This window comes from Rheinheimera soli, from assembly GCF_031457405.1.
Lineage (GTDB): Bacteria > Pseudomonadota > Gammaproteobacteria > Enterobacterales > Alteromonadaceae > Pararheinheimera > Pararheinheimera soli_A.
Map to the genome: position 1 here is coordinate 95,415 of NZ_JAVDWR010000004.1, position 13,597 is coordinate 109,011.

18 protein-coding genes are annotated in these 13,597 nt (G+C 46.3%); 10 read left to right on the top strand and 8 right to left on the bottom strand.

The annotated features are described in order from the left end of the window. Positions 1–11: 11 nt before the first annotated feature. Genes lptB through J2W69_RS08465 form a run of 5 tightly spaced genes read right to left on the bottom strand, consistent with a single transcriptional unit; the run spans position 12 to position 3,294 of the window. Positions 12–734 (bottom strand): LPS export ABC transporter ATP-binding protein, encoded by a 723-nt coding sequence (gene lptB, locus J2W69_RS08445; protein ID WP_310276692.1) that lies wholly within the window; start codon positions 732–734, stop codon positions 12–14. Beyond that, entirely contained in the window at positions 734–1,228 is a 495-nt protein-coding gene (gene lptA, locus J2W69_RS08450; protein WP_310276696.1) for a lipopolysaccharide transport periplasmic protein LptA, read from the bottom strand. Before lptA ends, lptB begins: the two co-directional genes overlap by 1 nt. Then, positions 1,218–1,772, bottom strand: a complete 555-nt coding sequence (gene lptC / locus J2W69_RS08455) for an LPS export ABC transporter periplasmic protein LptC (protein WP_008899958.1) — start codon at positions 1,770–1,772, stop codon at positions 1,218–1,220. Before lptC ends, lptA begins: the two co-directional genes overlap by 11 nt. Beyond that, on the bottom strand, positions 1,769–2,326 hold the full coding sequence (gene kdsC / locus J2W69_RS08460; protein ID WP_310276699.1) for a 3-deoxy-manno-octulosonate-8-phosphatase KdsC: 558 nt from the start codon (positions 2,324–2,326) through the stop codon (positions 1,769–1,771). The genes lptC and kdsC overlap by 4 nt, the downstream gene beginning before the upstream one ends. Continuing rightward, positions 2,326–3,294 (bottom strand): KpsF/GutQ family sugar-phosphate isomerase, encoded by a 969-nt coding sequence (locus J2W69_RS08465; protein ID WP_310276703.1) that lies wholly within the window; start codon positions 3,292–3,294, stop codon positions 2,326–2,328. Before J2W69_RS08465 ends, kdsC begins: the two co-directional genes overlap by 1 nt. Positions 3,295–3,667: 373 nt before the next feature. Here J2W69_RS08465 and J2W69_RS08470 point away from each other — a divergent pair, with 373 nt between their 5' ends. Genes J2W69_RS08470 through murA form a run of 7 tightly spaced genes read left to right on the top strand, consistent with a single transcriptional unit; the run spans position 3,668 to position 8,218 of the window. Further along, positions 3,668–4,483 (top strand): ATP-binding cassette domain-containing protein, encoded by an 816-nt coding sequence (locus tag J2W69_RS08470; RefSeq protein ID WP_310276706.1) that lies wholly within the window; start codon positions 3,668–3,670, stop codon positions 4,481–4,483. Beyond that, positions 4,480–5,262: a lipid asymmetry maintenance ABC transporter permease subunit MlaE gene (gene mlaE / locus J2W69_RS08475; RefSeq protein ID WP_008899954.1), complete on the top strand. Its 783-nt coding sequence runs from the start codon at positions 4,480–4,482 to the stop codon at positions 5,260–5,262. The genes J2W69_RS08470 and mlaE overlap by 4 nt, the downstream gene beginning before the upstream one ends. 3 nt (positions 5,263–5,265) lie before the next feature. After that, on the top strand, positions 5,266–5,733 hold the full coding sequence (mlaD, locus tag J2W69_RS08480) for an outer membrane lipid asymmetry maintenance protein MlaD (protein WP_008899953.1): 468 nt from the start codon (positions 5,266–5,268) through the stop codon (positions 5,731–5,733). Positions 5,734–5,735: 2 nt separating this feature from the next. Further along, on the top strand, positions 5,736–6,401 hold the full coding sequence (locus tag J2W69_RS08485; protein WP_310276712.1) for an MlaC/ttg2D family ABC transporter substrate-binding protein: 666 nt from the start codon (positions 5,736–5,738) through the stop codon (positions 6,399–6,401). Next, complete coding sequence (locus tag J2W69_RS08490; protein ID WP_310276714.1) at positions 6,388–6,699, top strand: STAS domain-containing protein; 312 nt, start codon at positions 6,388–6,390, stop codon at positions 6,697–6,699. Before J2W69_RS08485 ends, J2W69_RS08490 begins: the two co-directional genes overlap by 14 nt. Next, positions 6,689–6,946: a BolA family protein gene (locus tag J2W69_RS08495; protein WP_008899950.1), complete on the top strand. Its 258-nt coding sequence runs from the start codon at positions 6,689–6,691 to the stop codon at positions 6,944–6,946. Before J2W69_RS08490 ends, J2W69_RS08495 begins: the two co-directional genes overlap by 11 nt. Positions 6,947–6,955: 9 nt before the next feature. Beyond that, positions 6,956–8,218: a UDP-N-acetylglucosamine 1-carboxyvinyltransferase gene (gene murA / locus J2W69_RS08500; protein WP_310276717.1), complete on the top strand. Its 1,263-nt coding sequence runs from the start codon at positions 6,956–6,958 to the stop codon at positions 8,216–8,218. Between the two features lie 69 nt (positions 8,219–8,287). Here the strand turns inward: murA and J2W69_RS08505 are convergent, their stop codons facing one another. The 3 genes from J2W69_RS08505 to J2W69_RS08515 form a co-directional block, all read right to left on the bottom strand. Continuing rightward, positions 8,288–9,310, bottom strand: a complete 1,023-nt coding sequence (locus J2W69_RS08505; protein WP_310276720.1) for a trypsin-like peptidase domain-containing protein — start codon at positions 9,308–9,310, stop codon at positions 8,288–8,290. 146 nt (positions 9,311–9,456) lie between these two features. Continuing rightward, positions 9,457–10,818 (bottom strand): Do family serine endopeptidase, encoded by a 1,362-nt coding sequence (locus J2W69_RS08510; RefSeq protein WP_310276722.1) that lies wholly within the window; start codon positions 10,816–10,818, stop codon positions 9,457–9,459. Between the two features lie 76 nt (positions 10,819–10,894). Then, positions 10,895–11,347, bottom strand: a complete 453-nt coding sequence (locus tag J2W69_RS08515) for a Z-ring associated ZapG family protein (protein ID WP_008899946.1) — start codon at positions 11,345–11,347, stop codon at positions 10,895–10,897. Between the two features lie 124 nt (positions 11,348–11,471). On the opposite strand from J2W69_RS08515, the gene zapE reads away from it, so the two are divergent. From zapE to rpsI, 3 genes are all read left to right on the top strand, one after another. Continuing rightward, positions 11,472–12,566: a cell division protein ZapE gene (zapE, locus tag J2W69_RS08520; RefSeq protein WP_310276727.1), complete on the top strand. Its 1,095-nt coding sequence runs from the start codon at positions 11,472–11,474 to the stop codon at positions 12,564–12,566. A gap of 176 nt (positions 12,567–12,742) precedes the next feature. Then, entirely contained in the window at positions 12,743–13,171 is a 429-nt protein-coding gene (gene rplM / locus J2W69_RS08525) for a 50S ribosomal protein L13 (RefSeq protein ID WP_008899944.1), read from the top strand. Positions 13,172–13,183: 12 nt separating this feature from the next. Beyond that, on the top strand, positions 13,184–13,576 hold the full coding sequence (gene rpsI / locus J2W69_RS08530; RefSeq protein ID WP_008899943.1) for a 30S ribosomal protein S9: 393 nt from the start codon (positions 13,184–13,186) through the stop codon (positions 13,574–13,576). Positions 13,577–13,597: the final 21 nt, after the last annotated feature.

The window sequence follows — 13,597 nt, forward strand, 5'->3', positions numbered from 1 at the left end:
GTTGTTTTAAACTATAACCTGAATTGCTCACCAAGGTAGACATCGCGGACTTGTTGGTTTGCTAAAACCTCAGCCGGTGTACCTGCAGCAATCAGTTCTCCATGACTTACAATATAGGCAATTTCACAGACATCAAGCGTTTCACGTACATTGTGGTCTGTGATCAGCACGCCAATGCCCCGTTGGCACAGATGCTGAATAATTTTTTTAATATCTAACACTGAAATGGGATCAACGCCAGCAAAAGGTTCATCTAACAGGATAAATGCCGGATCTGCAGCCAATGCTCTGGCTATTTCCACTCTGCGACGTTCACCACCGGACAAACTCATGCCCAGGCTATTACGGATATGGCCTATATGGAATTCATCCAGCAGGGCGTCCGCTTTTTCTTCGCGCTGCTCTTCGGTTAAATCTTTGCGGTGCTGCAAAATGGCCAGCAGGTTATCGTAGACCGTCAATTTACGGAAAATTGAGCTTTCCTGTGGTAAGTAGCCAATACCTGCGCGGGCGCGGGCATGGATAGGATCAAAGGTGATCTCTTTGTCATCCAGCGTGATTCTGCCTTTGTCTGATGGGACCAGACCAACAATCATATAAAAGGTGGTGGTTTTGCCTGCACCATTTGGACCTAACAAGCCAACAATCTGACCCGCATTCACTTCCAGACTGACGTCTTTGACCACCTGACGGCCTTTATAGCTTTTGGCCAGATGGGACGCGACTAACTTCATTATTCTTTTCCTTCCGGGCTGAACACAGTGGTCACTCTTTCGGTTTTTTTACCATCAGATTCAGCTTCCAGCTCTTGTTTTTCAAGGTTGTATTTGATGATAGCGCCTTGCACCATGCTGCCATTCTGACTCAATTCAGCATTGCCTGTCAGCACTAGCGTACCGTTGGCCACATCGTAGCGAATTTCATTGGCACTGGCTTTGATAGGCCGCTCTCCATCGAGCAGTTGAGAGTAAGTTGCAGGTTGGCCTGAGGCAATAAACACCTCTTTGCCTTTACCTGCAGTGGCCAGCACTTCGAGTTTGTCTGCTTCAATCAGCAGGCTGCCTTGTTCTACTTTGACGTTATCAACAAAGGTCATGACTTTGTCTTTAATAGAGCCAAACTGACGGTCTGAACCTACCTGAATTTCTTTTTTAAAGTCATCAGGCCCAGCCAGACAAAAGCCGCTGAAGGCAATAAAGGCGCTGAGTAAAATAATGTTACTTTTCATTGTAATAAACCGTTTTTGTGTGCTGTTTCAGCTCAATATTCTGTTCGTTCAAATCGGCCAGCATACCTTTGCCTGTGATTTGAAAGCCCAGTCCAAAAATTCGTACCTGCTCATTCGATTGCAGGCTGTTGGTGTTAAACAGAAGCTCAACTGCATTGGTTTCTATTCGGGTAAAGAGTGGGTCTGCCGACATATTACGCAACTCCACTCTGTGTTCAAGAATGAGTTTGTCATCAGGATAAAGCACAGCCTGCTCGCTTGTCACTTGCCATAATGGCACTTTTTCCTGATAAATAGTGTAGATAGGGAAATCAAACTGTAAAAAGCCAAAACGTTCAAAGTGCTCCATACGCTGAGCCCGGATCAGATCCGACAAGTGGCCTTCTTTATCGTAAATCATCCGGGTCAGGTCGACAGCCACATAGTCTGGTTGATGGTCCTGATTACCCGGAGTGCTACTTTGCTCCTGGTCCAGCAACTGCCAGCTGTAAAAACCAGCGGCAGCGGCCACAATAAGCACTAACCACAGAAATTGACGAATCATGTACTGCTTCCTGAAAATTCAGCAAATTTGCCCTGACTGGTCAATAGCAAATCACAGAGCTCACGCACTGCACCAAAACCACCTGGTAATTTACAACGGTAATCTGCATGCAAAGCAAGATAGGGGTGAGCGTCCTGAACTGCCACACTTAAGCCACAATGTTGCATCACTGCCCAGTCCGCCAAATCATCGCCGATAAAGGCAATTTGTGAGGCTTCGAGTGCCAGTTTTTGTTGGAGTTCAGCAAAAGCGGCGAGTTTATTTTCCTGACCCTGATAAATGTAAGGCACAGTGAGTGACGTCATACGCTGTTGCACTATCTCTGAGCGACGGCCCGTGATCACCGCCACTTCAATACCGGCGTGGCGTAAGGCTTTAATGCCGTAACCATCCCGGGTATGAAAGGCTTTCAGTTCTTCGCCCTGATTGCCTAAATAAATACGGCCATCCGAAAACACGCCATCCACATCACAAATCAACAGGCGGATCTGCTGAGCCTTTTGCTCCAGTTCCGGGCTGATGTCCTGATACATTTGGCTAAATAAAACAGACATCAGAGCACTCCGGCTTTTAGCAAGTCGTGCATATTTAACGCACCTACAGGTTCATGTTGTTCGTTCACTACAATAAGACCATTAATTTTGCGTTGTTCCATGATTTTCAGGGCTTCTGCTGCCAGCATAGCAGGTTTGGCCGTGATACAGTTTTTGGTCATCAGGCTGGCAATGCTGGCTTTGTGTAAATCCACTTGCTGATCCAGCACCCGGCGTAAATCTCCATCGGTAAATAAGCCAGCCAGCTTACCTGAATCATCCACTACAGACGTCATGCCTAAACCTTTACGGGATATCTCTAATAAAGCTTCTTTCAGACTGACTTGCTGGTGCACCACTGGCAAGGCATCACCAAAATGCATCACATCTTCTAAGCGTAATAATAAACGACGACCCAGGCTGCCACCCGGATGGGATAAAGCAAAATCATCCGCAGAAAAACCACGTACATCCAAAAGGGCAACGGCAATGGCATCACCCATCGCCAAGGTAGCTGTGGTGCTGGCTGTTGGGGCCAGGCCTAAGGGGCAGGCTTCCTGTTCAACCCGCACACATAAATGCACATCGGATAAAGCAGCTAAAGTAGATTCAGGCCGGCCTGTCATAGCCACCATTTTAATACCACGGCGTTTTAATACCGGCACTATCGCGAGCACTTCAGCAGTTTCACCCGAGTTAGAAATGGCCAGCACTACATCCTCTGTGGTGATCATGCCTAAATCGCCATGACTGGCTTCGGCCGGATGAACAAAAAAAGAAGGGGTGCCGGTAGAGGCTAAGGTGGCAGCAATTTTATTGGCGATATGGCCGGATTTACCCATACCAATCACTATGACCCGGCCTTTGCAGTCAAACATCATCTGACAGGCCAGATTAAAACTTTCGTCTATATAGGTGGCCAGCTGGGTTACAGCGGCAGCTTCAATCTGCAACACCTGCAGGGCCTGAGGGCGAAAGTCCAATGTCATGCAAAAATCCCCTTCAATTCGTTATTGCCCGCTTTTTTGGATCTGTAGTTCTTTGGAAAGGATCCAGTAAGAGAATCAGTCAGATCATAGAGATAGCTCACATATTAAGCTGCGATTCATTTTCAGCGCGGCACACTTTGCGGCCATGTAAAGGCTGATATTTTCGTGTTTATTGGGCCTAAATGCAAAAGATTACGTAAAACAAATTGATTATTCTGTTTTTGCAATCAGTTGTTACTATTTTTTATAAGGTTGTCGTTGCGAAAAACCTATACAATAGCAGGCCTTTACTAGTCCGCTTGGCTTGAAGTCGCTGTTGTGCATAGGTATATTGCGCGCCTTTAATTTTAGCGATAAACGCTATTGTCTTTAAATGAGGATCAACGTGTCAGATATTCTGGTAGACATTCAGCACCTGACGTTTAAGCGTGGTGACCGTGTGATCTATGATGACATGAGCATGCAGTTTCAGCGCGGCAAAGTGACCGCCATTATGGGGCCCAGTGGTATAGGTAAAACCACTCTGTTGCGCCTGATCGGTGGTCAGTTAAAGCCTGAACAAGGGAAAATTCTGGTCAATGGTCAGGATATACCTCAGCTTAATCGTAAAGATTTGTACAGAGCCCGGCAGAAAATGAGCATGCTGTTTCAAAGCGGCGCTATGTTCAGTGATATGTCGGTCTACGACAATGTCGCTTTTCCAATTCGTGAGCATACCCGTCTGCCGGAAGAAATTATCCGTTTGATGGTGTTGATGAAACTGGAAGCTGTTGGTTTACGTGGTGCCCGTGATTTAATGCCGGCAGAACTCTCTGGCGGTATGGCGCGTCGTGCTGCGTTAGCCCGTGCTATCGCTTTAGATCCGCAACTTATTCTGTACGATGAGCCTTTTGCTGGTCAGGACCCGATTTCAATGGGGGTGATAGTGCGTCTGATCCGCTCTTTGAATAATGCGCTGGGTTTAACTTCGGTTGTGGTCTCCCATGACGTCAATGAAGTGATGAGTATTGCTGACTATGTCTATGTGGTGGCTGAACAAAAAGTCATAGGTCAGGGCACACCGGAAGAGCTGCGAGCTCACCCCTCTGCGTTAGTGCAGCAATTTTTACAGGGAGAGTCTGATGGTCCTGTGCCTTTCCACTTTAAAGCGGCCAGTTACAGTACGGAATTAATGGAGTTAGCTAAGTGATAGTGGATAAGTTACAGCAACTCGGACAAAAGAGTATTGCTAAAATTCAAGGCATGGGCCGGGCAACTATCATGTTGTTTGGTGCTTTAATCGCCTGGCCAACACCACGCAAAAGCTTCCCTTTATTGTTGAAGCAGTTGTATGTGGTTGGTGTGTTGTCTTTGCTGATCATTTTGGTATCCGGTTTGTTTATCGGCATGGTGCTGGCACTTCAGGGTTACACAGTGCTGTCAAAGTTTGGCGCTGAACAAATGTTAGGCCCTTTGGTGGCGTTAAGTTTGTTGCGTGAGCTGGGTCCTGTAGTGACAGCCTTATTGTTTGCTGGTCGGGCAGGTAGTGCTTTAACAGCTGAAATTGGTCTGATGAAAGCAACTGAGCAGTTATCAGGTATGGAAATGATGGCGGTTGACCCCTTGCGCCGTATTATCGCGCCCCGGTTTTGGGCTGGCGTGATCAGCATGCCACTGCTGGCCATGATATTTACTGCTGTTGGCATCTTAGGTGGCCATTTGGTGGGGGTAGACTGGTTAGGTGTGGATAGCGGCGGTTATTGGTCGGCTATGCAAGCCAACGTTGATTTCCAGCAGGATATTATGAACGGCGTGATTAAAAGTGCTGTGTTTGCTTTGATTGTGACCTGGATAGCCTTACATAAAGGCTTTGATGCGGTGCCAACCTCTGAAGGCATTAGTCAGGCCACCACACAAACTGTGGTGACATCTTCTCTGGCGGTCTTAGGTTTTGACTTTATATTAACAGCAGTAATGTTTGGTGGATAAAAAATGACATCTCGCAAAATCGAAGTGTTGGTGGGTTTGTTTGTTGCGCTGGCTATAGCAGCTTTTATGTTGTTATCCCTGAAAGTAGCGAATAGCGGTATGGCAGGCACTGGCCAGACCTATATGTTGTATGCCAAGTTTGAAAACATTGGCGGTTTAAAAGTTCGGTCCCCCATTAAAGTGGGTGGAGTGGTGGTTGGCCGTGTGCGTTCCATCAATCTTGATACCGAAGAATATTCTCCTGTAGTGGCTATGGAAATTGACAGTCAATACAACAACTTTCCTGAAACCAGTTCGGTCGCTATTTTGACCTCTGGTTTATTGGGTGAGCAGTATCTTGGATTACAACCTGGCTTTGTTGATGAAACCGTCTCCATCCTTAAAAGTGGCGATTATGTTGAAGACACCAAGTCCGCTATTGTGCTGGAAGAATTAATCGGCCAGTTCTTATTTAACAGAGGAAGTAACTAAGCATGAAAAATTTGCTGGTAAAAATTGCAGCTACTGCATTGATTTCATTGGGCCTCATTGCCCAGGCATCAGCCGCGGAAGTTAAAACTTATAACGACCCGTACAAAATGATCGAAGCAGTGGCCGATCAGGCTTTTCGGCGTATTGCCAACGATCAGCCTGTGATCGAAAAAGATGTCGAGCATTTACGGGTGATAGTCAACGAAGAATTAGTGCCTTACATCGACAGTCGTTATGCGGCTTTCCGTGTTATTGGGAACTACATCAAACAAACTAAAGAAGAAGATCGTGATGCTTTTGTTGTGGCCTTTAAAGATTATATGGTAGCCACTTACGCTGGTGCTTTAACTCAGTATAAAAATCAGAAAGTGATTTTTGAGCCTGCCCGCGCTGTGGGTAACCAAAATATCATCACTATCAAAACCCGTGTTATAGATCCAGGCAAACCAGACATCAATATCGAGTTTAAACTGCGTCGGGCTAAAGATTCTGAAAACTGGCAGGTATTTGATATGGTGGCTGAAGGCATCTCTTTGTTAGACAGCAAAAGAGCAGAGCTGGGCAACATGATCCGTCAACAGGGTTTAGCCAGCGTGACCGCATTGTTAGTGGAGAAATCAAAAGCTCCTATCACAGCTCCTATGCAGGGTAACAATGCTAAAAATTAGTCAACAACAACAGACACTGCTATTTTCCGGTGCTTTGGACCGGGATACAGTACCTACGCAGTGGCCATTTAAGCTATTAAAAAAATTAAGTGGCACTGTCGTCTTTGATTTTCGCGAGCTTGCATTGGTTGACACTGCCGGGCTTGCCTGGTTACTCCATCAGGTAGCACAAGCTGCTAAACTGGGATTAACTATCCAAATGCGTCATGTGCCAGAGCAGTTAATTTCTCTGGCTAAGTTGTCAGATGTTTTGGCCTTGTTGCCATTGGTAGAAGAGGATAAAGGCAATGCAGTGTAATGAGATTGAGCTTCTGTTAACAGAAGAGCTGAAACTGGCTGAAGTTTACGTTAAAGCTGAAGGCAATCATTATGCTGTGACTGCAATAGGGGATTGTTTTGATGGCATCAGCCGGGTGAAACAACAACAAATGATTTATGCCCCTTTGATGGCAGCTATTGCTGATGGTAGTATCCATGCAGTTTCAATTAAAACTTTCACGCCGACTCAATGGCGTCGTGAAAAATTACTTAACCCACCTGTATAGTAGCTAAAGATGCAACAATTTCTGGTTTCAGGCGGCGCCACCTTAAAAGGTGACGTTGTTATTTCCGGCGCTAAAAATGCCGCACTTCCTATTTTATTTGCCACTATTCTGGCAGAGCAGCCTTCAGTGCTGAGCAATGTCCCGGAACTAAAAGACATTGATACCACCTTCAAATTGTTGCGCATTTTTGGCGCTGAAGTCAGCCGTGATGGGCATCAGGTCACAGTGGATGCAACAGCTATTCACAGTCAGATGGCGCCCTACGAGTTGGTGAAAACCATGCGCGCTTCTATTCTGGCTTTAGGTCCTCTACTGGCTCGTTTTGGCCATGCCGAAGTGTCTTTACCCGGTGGTTGCGCTATAGGCGCCCGTCCGGTGAATTTGCATATAGACGGCCTGCGTAAAATGGGTGCTGAAATCACGGTAGAAGCCGGTTATATCAAAGCCAAAGCAAGCCGTTTGCATGGTGCTCATATCTTTATGGAACTGGTTAGTGTAACTGGCACTGAAAACCTGATGATGGCTGCAGTGCTGGCTGATGGTTTAACCATTATAGAAAATGCTGCCCGTGAACCTGAAGTAGTAGATTTAGCTCGTTACCTGATAGCTTTGGGCGCTGATATTCAAGGCGCGGGCACTGATACTATCCGTATTACAGGTAAAGAAAAGCTGCAGGGTGCTTGTCATACTGTGTTACCTGATCGTATTGAAACTGGTACTTTTTTAGTGGCTGCTGCTGTGACAGGCGGTGATGTCACTTGTTTGAATGCTTCTCCTGCTGAACTGGAAGTTGTACTTGAGAAACTGCGTGAAGCAGGTGCTGAAGTGACAACAGGCACGGATTGGATCCGTCTGAATATGGCAGGCCGGGCGTTAAAATCAGTCAACGTGAAAACTGTGCCTCACCCTGGTTTCCCTACCGATATGCAAGCCCAGTTTACTGTGTTGAATGTGGTAGCAGAAGGTGTGGGTATGGTGACAGAAACGATTTTCGAAAATCGTTTTATGCATGTGCCAGAATTGCAACGTATGGGTGCTGATATACAGCTGGAAGGCAATACAGCACTGATTAAGCACAGCGACAAGCTGACAGGTGCTCAGGTGATGGCAACAGACCTGAGAGCTTCTGCCAGCTTAGTGATTGCGGGCTTAGTGGCTGAAGGTGAGACTGTGGTGGATCGTATCTATCACATTGATCGGGGTTATGAGCAAATCGAACATAAACTCAAAGGCTTAGGCGCTAATATTCAGCGGATCAATGCTCCGGCCTGACGCCCGGTGCTAAAGACTAATAAAAAGGCCAGTGCTTAGTCACTGGCTTTTTTATGTCAGCTTGAATGGTTAGTTCAGTTCTCTGATTACCACAGGCACAGTCAAAGCCTTGCCATTACGTTCAATCGACATTTGTAAGGAGGTGTCAGGGGCTGTCTCTGCAATCAAATCCAAAGCATGATGCACACTGGTCAGGGTTTCGCCGTTGATTTTCTGCAATATATCTCCGACCTGTAAACCCGCTATAGCAGCCGGACTTAAAGGTTCTATGGCTGTGATTTTTACACCAAATAAGGTTTGGGCTGTGGATATCATCGGATCGCCGGCAGGATTCACCACAGGGTCACCACTGACGCCTAAATAACCACGGATCACCCGACCATGCTGGATCAGTTTCTGCAGTACATTACTGGCCAGATGATAGGGCACCGCAAAAAATATGCCCTGAATGTCCTGATTACGCTGGCGCTGAAAAGCCGCAGTATTGATACCCACCAATACGCCGTTGCTGTTAATCAAAGCACCACCTGAATTACCTGCATTAATGGCAGCATCCATCTGCATAAAGTCGGCATAACCGTTTGCCGGGCTCAAACCACCACGGCCTGTCGCGCTTATTACACCCTGAGTGATGGCCTGACCCAGATTAAAAGGGTTACCTATAGCCAGTACCACATCTCCAACCTGAGGCTCTAAGCTATCATCCTGTGGGATCACAGGTAAGTTGTCGGCTTCGACATACAACACAGCTAAGTCAGTCAGTTGATCCTGACCAATCAGTATTGCATCAAAGACCCGGCCATCCTGCAAAGCCACTGAAATCTGGTCAGCTCCGTATACCACATGATAATTAGTCAGCACATAGCCCTGAGCATTCATAATGACGCCAGAACCTAATTCCTGACGCTCTATAGTTCTGCTTTGGTAAGAACGCGGGTCCTGAGTTGTGCTTTTGGTGTAGACATTGACAACAGCCGGTGCTGCGGCCCGAACAGCTCGGGAATAGGACACAGGCGCTGGCAATGATTCTTTCTTCTGCCAGAAATTCAGGTTTAATCCTTGATTCTGGTTGAAAAAAACCAACCACAGCATGGCAAGTGCGAGACCATAAGCAACGCTTTTTAATAGACTAATCAGAAGTTTGGGCACTGGGAGAAGTTATGAAACAAAAGATTCTGCAAGCATAACACTAAATAGGAAGTTGCAGTAGCAAGCCACAGGCTTGCTACTGCAAAAAGTTAACGTATTAATACATAAAGGATACGATTACCGCGTTGAACCTGCAGTGCAATGATACCGGAGCTTTTACCTAACAACTCACGCAGCTCTTTGGTGTTGTTCACTCTGCTGCGACTCACGCCAATAATCACATCGCCTTTTTCCAGGCCTAATGCAGCAGCCGGAGAGCGTGCGGCCACTTCATCAATGACGATGCCATTTTCACCATCCGGTGTTTTGCCATCTGTTAAACTGGCGCCTTCAAGCATGGGATGCAGTACTTTGGCTTCTGCTGTGGCGGCTCCTGCAGCTTCCAGCGTCACTTTCACCGTCAGCGCTTTATCATCACGTAAAATACCCAAAGCTATTTCTTTGCCTACGCCCAGAGTTGCAATTTTTGCGCGAACTTCAGTAAAAGATTCAACCTTCTTGCCGTTCAGATGGGTAATAATATCACCACTTTTCAGACCAGCTTTATCGGCTGCTGAACCTGGTATCACTTCTTGCACCCAGCCGCCTTTACTGGTTTTGGTTTTCATAGCCTTGGCAATTTCAGCGTTTAAATCACCGCCACGTACACCTAAAGCACCACGACGCACTTCACCGTATTCAATAAACTGGGCGACCAGGTTTTTCATCATATTGGCAGGAATAGCAAAACCTATGCCTATATTGCCTCCGTTAGGGCCTATGATGGCTGTGTTGATACCAATCAGCTGACCTTTGAGGTTGACTAAAGCGCCGCCTGAGTTACCGCTGTTGATGGCAGCATCGGTTTGGATAAAGTCTTCATAACCTTCAATGCCTAAACCACCACGGCCCAAAGCACTGACAATACCTGAAGTGACGGTTTGACCTAAACCAAAGGGGTTGCCTATAGCTATGGTAAAGTCACCCACTCTCAAAACATCCGAATCTGCCAGCTCGACCTGGGTCAGATCCTCCGCTTCAATTTGCAGCAGGGCTATATCGCTTTCCGGATCTTCACCAATTTTTTTGGCTTTGTAGCTACGACCGTCTTTTAAGGTCACCTGAATATCAGAGGCTTCATTAATCACGTGGTGGTTAGTCACCACATAACCTTTTTTAGCATCGATGATGACACCTGAACCCAAACCACGGAAAGGTTGCTCTTGACGTAACTCGCCCCGACGGCCAAGGAATTGCTCTAAACCACCAGGTAAACGTTGACGAACTTCACGGCTGCCGGCTACTGAGATATTGACTACAGCTGGAGTGACATTCTCCAGCATAGGGGCCAGACTTGGCATTTCCTGCTCGCCAGCACCAAAAAATGGCAGCTTGGCCTGGGCTGGCGCGGGTTGCGCCAGCAGAAAGGCGGTTAAAATACTGACAGTAACTAAAGATAACTGCGACTTCATATAGGTAATGCTCCTTTACACGGACGACGCCACTGTACAAATGACGTCACTAAGAATGCTTTACCAGTCGAAAAGTTCAGTTGTCCGATGAGTTTCGCTCAGTTTTATTTTTCATTAAGCCACTGGCTGTATTGGAATAATCCAATGGCTGGTAGGATGGTTCATCCTTCACTTTGCGACGCTCATCCAGTTTATGGATCGACTGGCGTATTTGTGCCGTAGTGTCTGCTGCGAAATAATTCAGCTCGCTACGGTTGTCAAAAGTTGGTCTTTCGATCAACTGCATCTTGGTCTGAGCCATATGGCGGGCAATTTTTTCATAGTTTTCGTGGAGCTGGCTCATCAGTTGATGAGTGGTTTCCACGTGTTCTGTGACATCGCTACGGTATTGCTGCAGCTGCTGTTTGGTTTCGTTTAGCTCCACCTGCAGTTTGCTTTGATTAAATTGACGCAAACAATACAAGCGGGTTGCCACTATGCCAACCACTAAGCCAGCTACTAACCAGGCCAAGGCAAAAGTAACAGTCATAACAACTCCTGAAAAATTAGTTAGTTCAACAATAGTTTAACCTATCTTCTTATCCAGAGTGGTAAGGCATGTTACTATTACGACCATTATTTAAGGTTAATTGGCTTATTTTTCAATATCTGGCATGACTACACCACTGCAAAAATATCAACAAGACCTCCAACGTGATGATTTTCTGTTTGATGCCGCTCAGCAAAATGCAGTGCAGCACCTGGAACGTCTGTATCAGCAATTTGTGCAAAAGAAGCCTTTGAAACAAGGTTTTCTGCATAAACTTCTGGGCAAAAAGCCAGAAGCTGAACCCCTGCAAGGCATTTATTTCTGGGGCGGGGTAGGCCGGGGTAAAACCTATCTGGTGGACACTTTTTATGAATGCCTGCCGACTACACGCAAGTTGCGAATCCACTTTCACCGCTTTATGCACAAGGTGCATCAGGAGCTAAAATCCCTGCCTGGTGTATCTGATCCGTTAAAAGTAGTAGCCGACAGGTTTAAAGCCGAAACCGATATTTTGTGTTTTGACGAGTTTTTTGTCTCCGACATCACCGATGCGATGATTTTAGGCACCCTGATGCAGGAGCTCTTTGCCCGCGGTATTACGCTGGTGGCCACTTCGAACATAGAGCCTGACGGTTTGTACCGCAATGGTCTGCAACGCGCTCGGTTTTTGCCCGCTATAGCTTTGATTAAACAACATACGGAAATAGTCAATGTAGACAGTGGCATAGACTACCGGCTTCGTACTTTAACTCAGGCGGAAATTTATCATTCGCCGCTGGATGAAAAAGCAGACTGCAATCTGGCTGAATACTTTTTGGCTTTGTCGGTGGATCCGCGTCAGGATAAAGCACAAATAGAAATAGCAGGTCGTATACTCACCAGTCGCAAAGAAGCGGATGGCATTATCTGGTTTGATTTTCCGGAGCTGTGCGAAACGGCCCGTAGTCAATATGACTATATGGAGCTGAGTAAGTGTTACCACACTGTCTTGCTGTCGAATGTCACTCAGATGGGGCAGACCCGGGATGACGTGGCCCGGCGCTTTATTGCTTTGGTCGACGAGTTTTACGAGCGTCATGTCAAACTGATTATTTCGGCTTCTGTGCCTATGGAACAACTCTATACAGAAGGTATTTTGTCCTTTGAATTTAAACGTTGTTTAAGCCGTTTACAGGAAATGCAGTCGCACGATTATCTGGCCAGCGAACATTTACCGTAATTTTTTACATAAATGGCTGTTTTTTGTCATTGGTTACTATATAATCCGCGCCCGGCCCACGTTACAGCCTGAAATTGCCGTAGCCTGGCAGTTTATGTACTCGAAGGGGTGCGATAAGCGACACAATGAAGATTGTGTTAGGTGTAACAGTGTTATTTTTTTTGGGTAGTTTTTAGATGAAAACTTTTACTGCTAAGCCAGAAAGCGTTCAACGTGACTGGTTCGTTGTTGATGCAACAGGTAAGACACTTGGTCGTATCGCAACTGAGATCGCTCTTCGTTTACGCGGAAAGCACAAACCAGAGTTCACTCCACACGTTGATACCGGTGATTACATCATCGTTGTAAATGCTGATAAAGTGACTGTCACTGGTAACAAAGCAAAAAACAAAATGTACTACTCTCACAGTGGTTTCCCAGGTGGTATCAAAGAAATTAACTTTGAAAAACTGCTTGTGAAGAAGCCGGAGATGGTATTGGAAGCAGCCGTAAAAGGTATGTTGCCTAAAGGTCCTCTGGGCCGCGCTATGTTCCGTAAGTTAAAAGTATATGCAGGCGCCGAGCATCAACATGCTGCTCAGCAACCGCAAGTTTTAGATATCTAATCGGAGCAGAACATGGCAACTAATCAATATTACGGTACTGGTCGTCGTAAGACCTCTACAGCTCGTGTATTCATCAAAGCAGGTTCAGGTAACATCGTTATCAACCAACGCTCTATCACTGAATACTTCGGTCGTGAAACTGCTCGTATGGTTGTTATGCAACCATTAGAGTTAGTGGAAATGGTAGGCAAGTTTGACTTATACGTCACTGTGAAAGGTGGTGGTATTTCTGGTCAGGCTGGCGCAATCCGCCACGGTATCACCCGCGCTCTGATGGAGTTCGACGAGTCTCTGCGCCCTGCATTACGTAAAGCTGGTTTCGTCACTCGTGACGCCCGTAAAGTTGAACGTAAGAAAGTGGGTCTGCATAAAGCTCGTAAGCGTCCACAGTACTCAAAACGTTAATTCGTTTTTTGTTGCAAAGAA

What these genes read in the sequence shown, in the direction of transcription:
- lptC (WP_008899958.1), bottom strand. Translation starts at nt 1,772, where the DNA reads ATGATTCGTCAATTTCTGTGGTTAGTGCTTATTGTGGCCGCTGCCGCT.
- J2W69_RS08515 (WP_008899946.1), bottom strand. Translation starts at nt 11,347, where the DNA reads ATGACTGTTACTTTTGCCTTGGCCTGGTTAGTAGCTGGCTTAGTGGTT.
- J2W69_RS08510 (WP_310276722.1), bottom strand. Translation starts at nt 10,818, where the DNA reads ATGAAGTCGCAGTTATCTTTAGTTACTGTCAGTATTTTAACCGCCTTT.
- J2W69_RS08470 (WP_310276706.1), top strand. Translation starts at nt 3,668, where the DNA reads ATGAGGATCAACGTGTCAGATATTCTGGTAGACATTCAGCACCTGACG.
- J2W69_RS08505 (WP_310276720.1), bottom strand. Translation starts at nt 9,310, where the DNA reads ATGCTGTGGTTGGTTTTTTTCAACCAGAATCAAGGATTAAACCTGAAT.
- J2W69_RS08485 (WP_310276712.1), top strand. Translation starts at nt 5,736, where the DNA reads ATGAAAAATTTGCTGGTAAAAATTGCAGCTACTGCATTGATTTCATTG.
- kdsC (WP_310276699.1), bottom strand. Translation starts at nt 2,326, where the DNA reads ATGTCTGTTTTATTTAGCCAAATGTATCAGGACATCAGCCCGGAACTG.
- murA (WP_310276717.1), top strand. Translation starts at nt 6,956, where the DNA reads ATGCAACAATTTCTGGTTTCAGGCGGCGCCACCTTAAAAGGTGACGTT.
- J2W69_RS08495 (WP_008899950.1), top strand. Translation starts at nt 6,689, where the DNA reads ATGCAGTGTAATGAGATTGAGCTTCTGTTAACAGAAGAGCTGAAACTG.
- zapE (WP_310276727.1), top strand. Translation starts at nt 11,472, where the DNA reads ATGACTACACCACTGCAAAAATATCAACAAGACCTCCAACGTGATGAT.
- lptB (WP_310276692.1), bottom strand. Translation starts at nt 734, where the DNA reads ATGAAGTTAGTCGCGTCCCATCTGGCCAAAAGCTATAAAGGCCGTCAG.
- rplM (WP_008899944.1), top strand. Translation starts at nt 12,743, where the DNA reads ATGAAAACTTTTACTGCTAAGCCAGAAAGCGTTCAACGTGACTGGTTC.
- mlaD (WP_008899953.1), top strand. Translation starts at nt 5,266, where the DNA reads ATGACATCTCGCAAAATCGAAGTGTTGGTGGGTTTGTTTGTTGCGCTG.
- J2W69_RS08490 (WP_310276714.1), top strand. Translation starts at nt 6,388, where the DNA reads ATGCTAAAAATTAGTCAACAACAACAGACACTGCTATTTTCCGGTGCT.
- J2W69_RS08465 (WP_310276703.1), bottom strand. Translation starts at nt 3,294, where the DNA reads ATGACATTGGACTTTCGCCCTCAGGCCCTGCAGGTGTTGCAGATTGAA.
- lptA (WP_310276696.1), bottom strand. Translation starts at nt 1,228, where the DNA reads ATGAAAAGTAACATTATTTTACTCAGCGCCTTTATTGCCTTCAGCGGC.
- rpsI (WP_008899943.1), top strand. Translation starts at nt 13,184, where the DNA reads ATGGCAACTAATCAATATTACGGTACTGGTCGTCGTAAGACCTCTACA.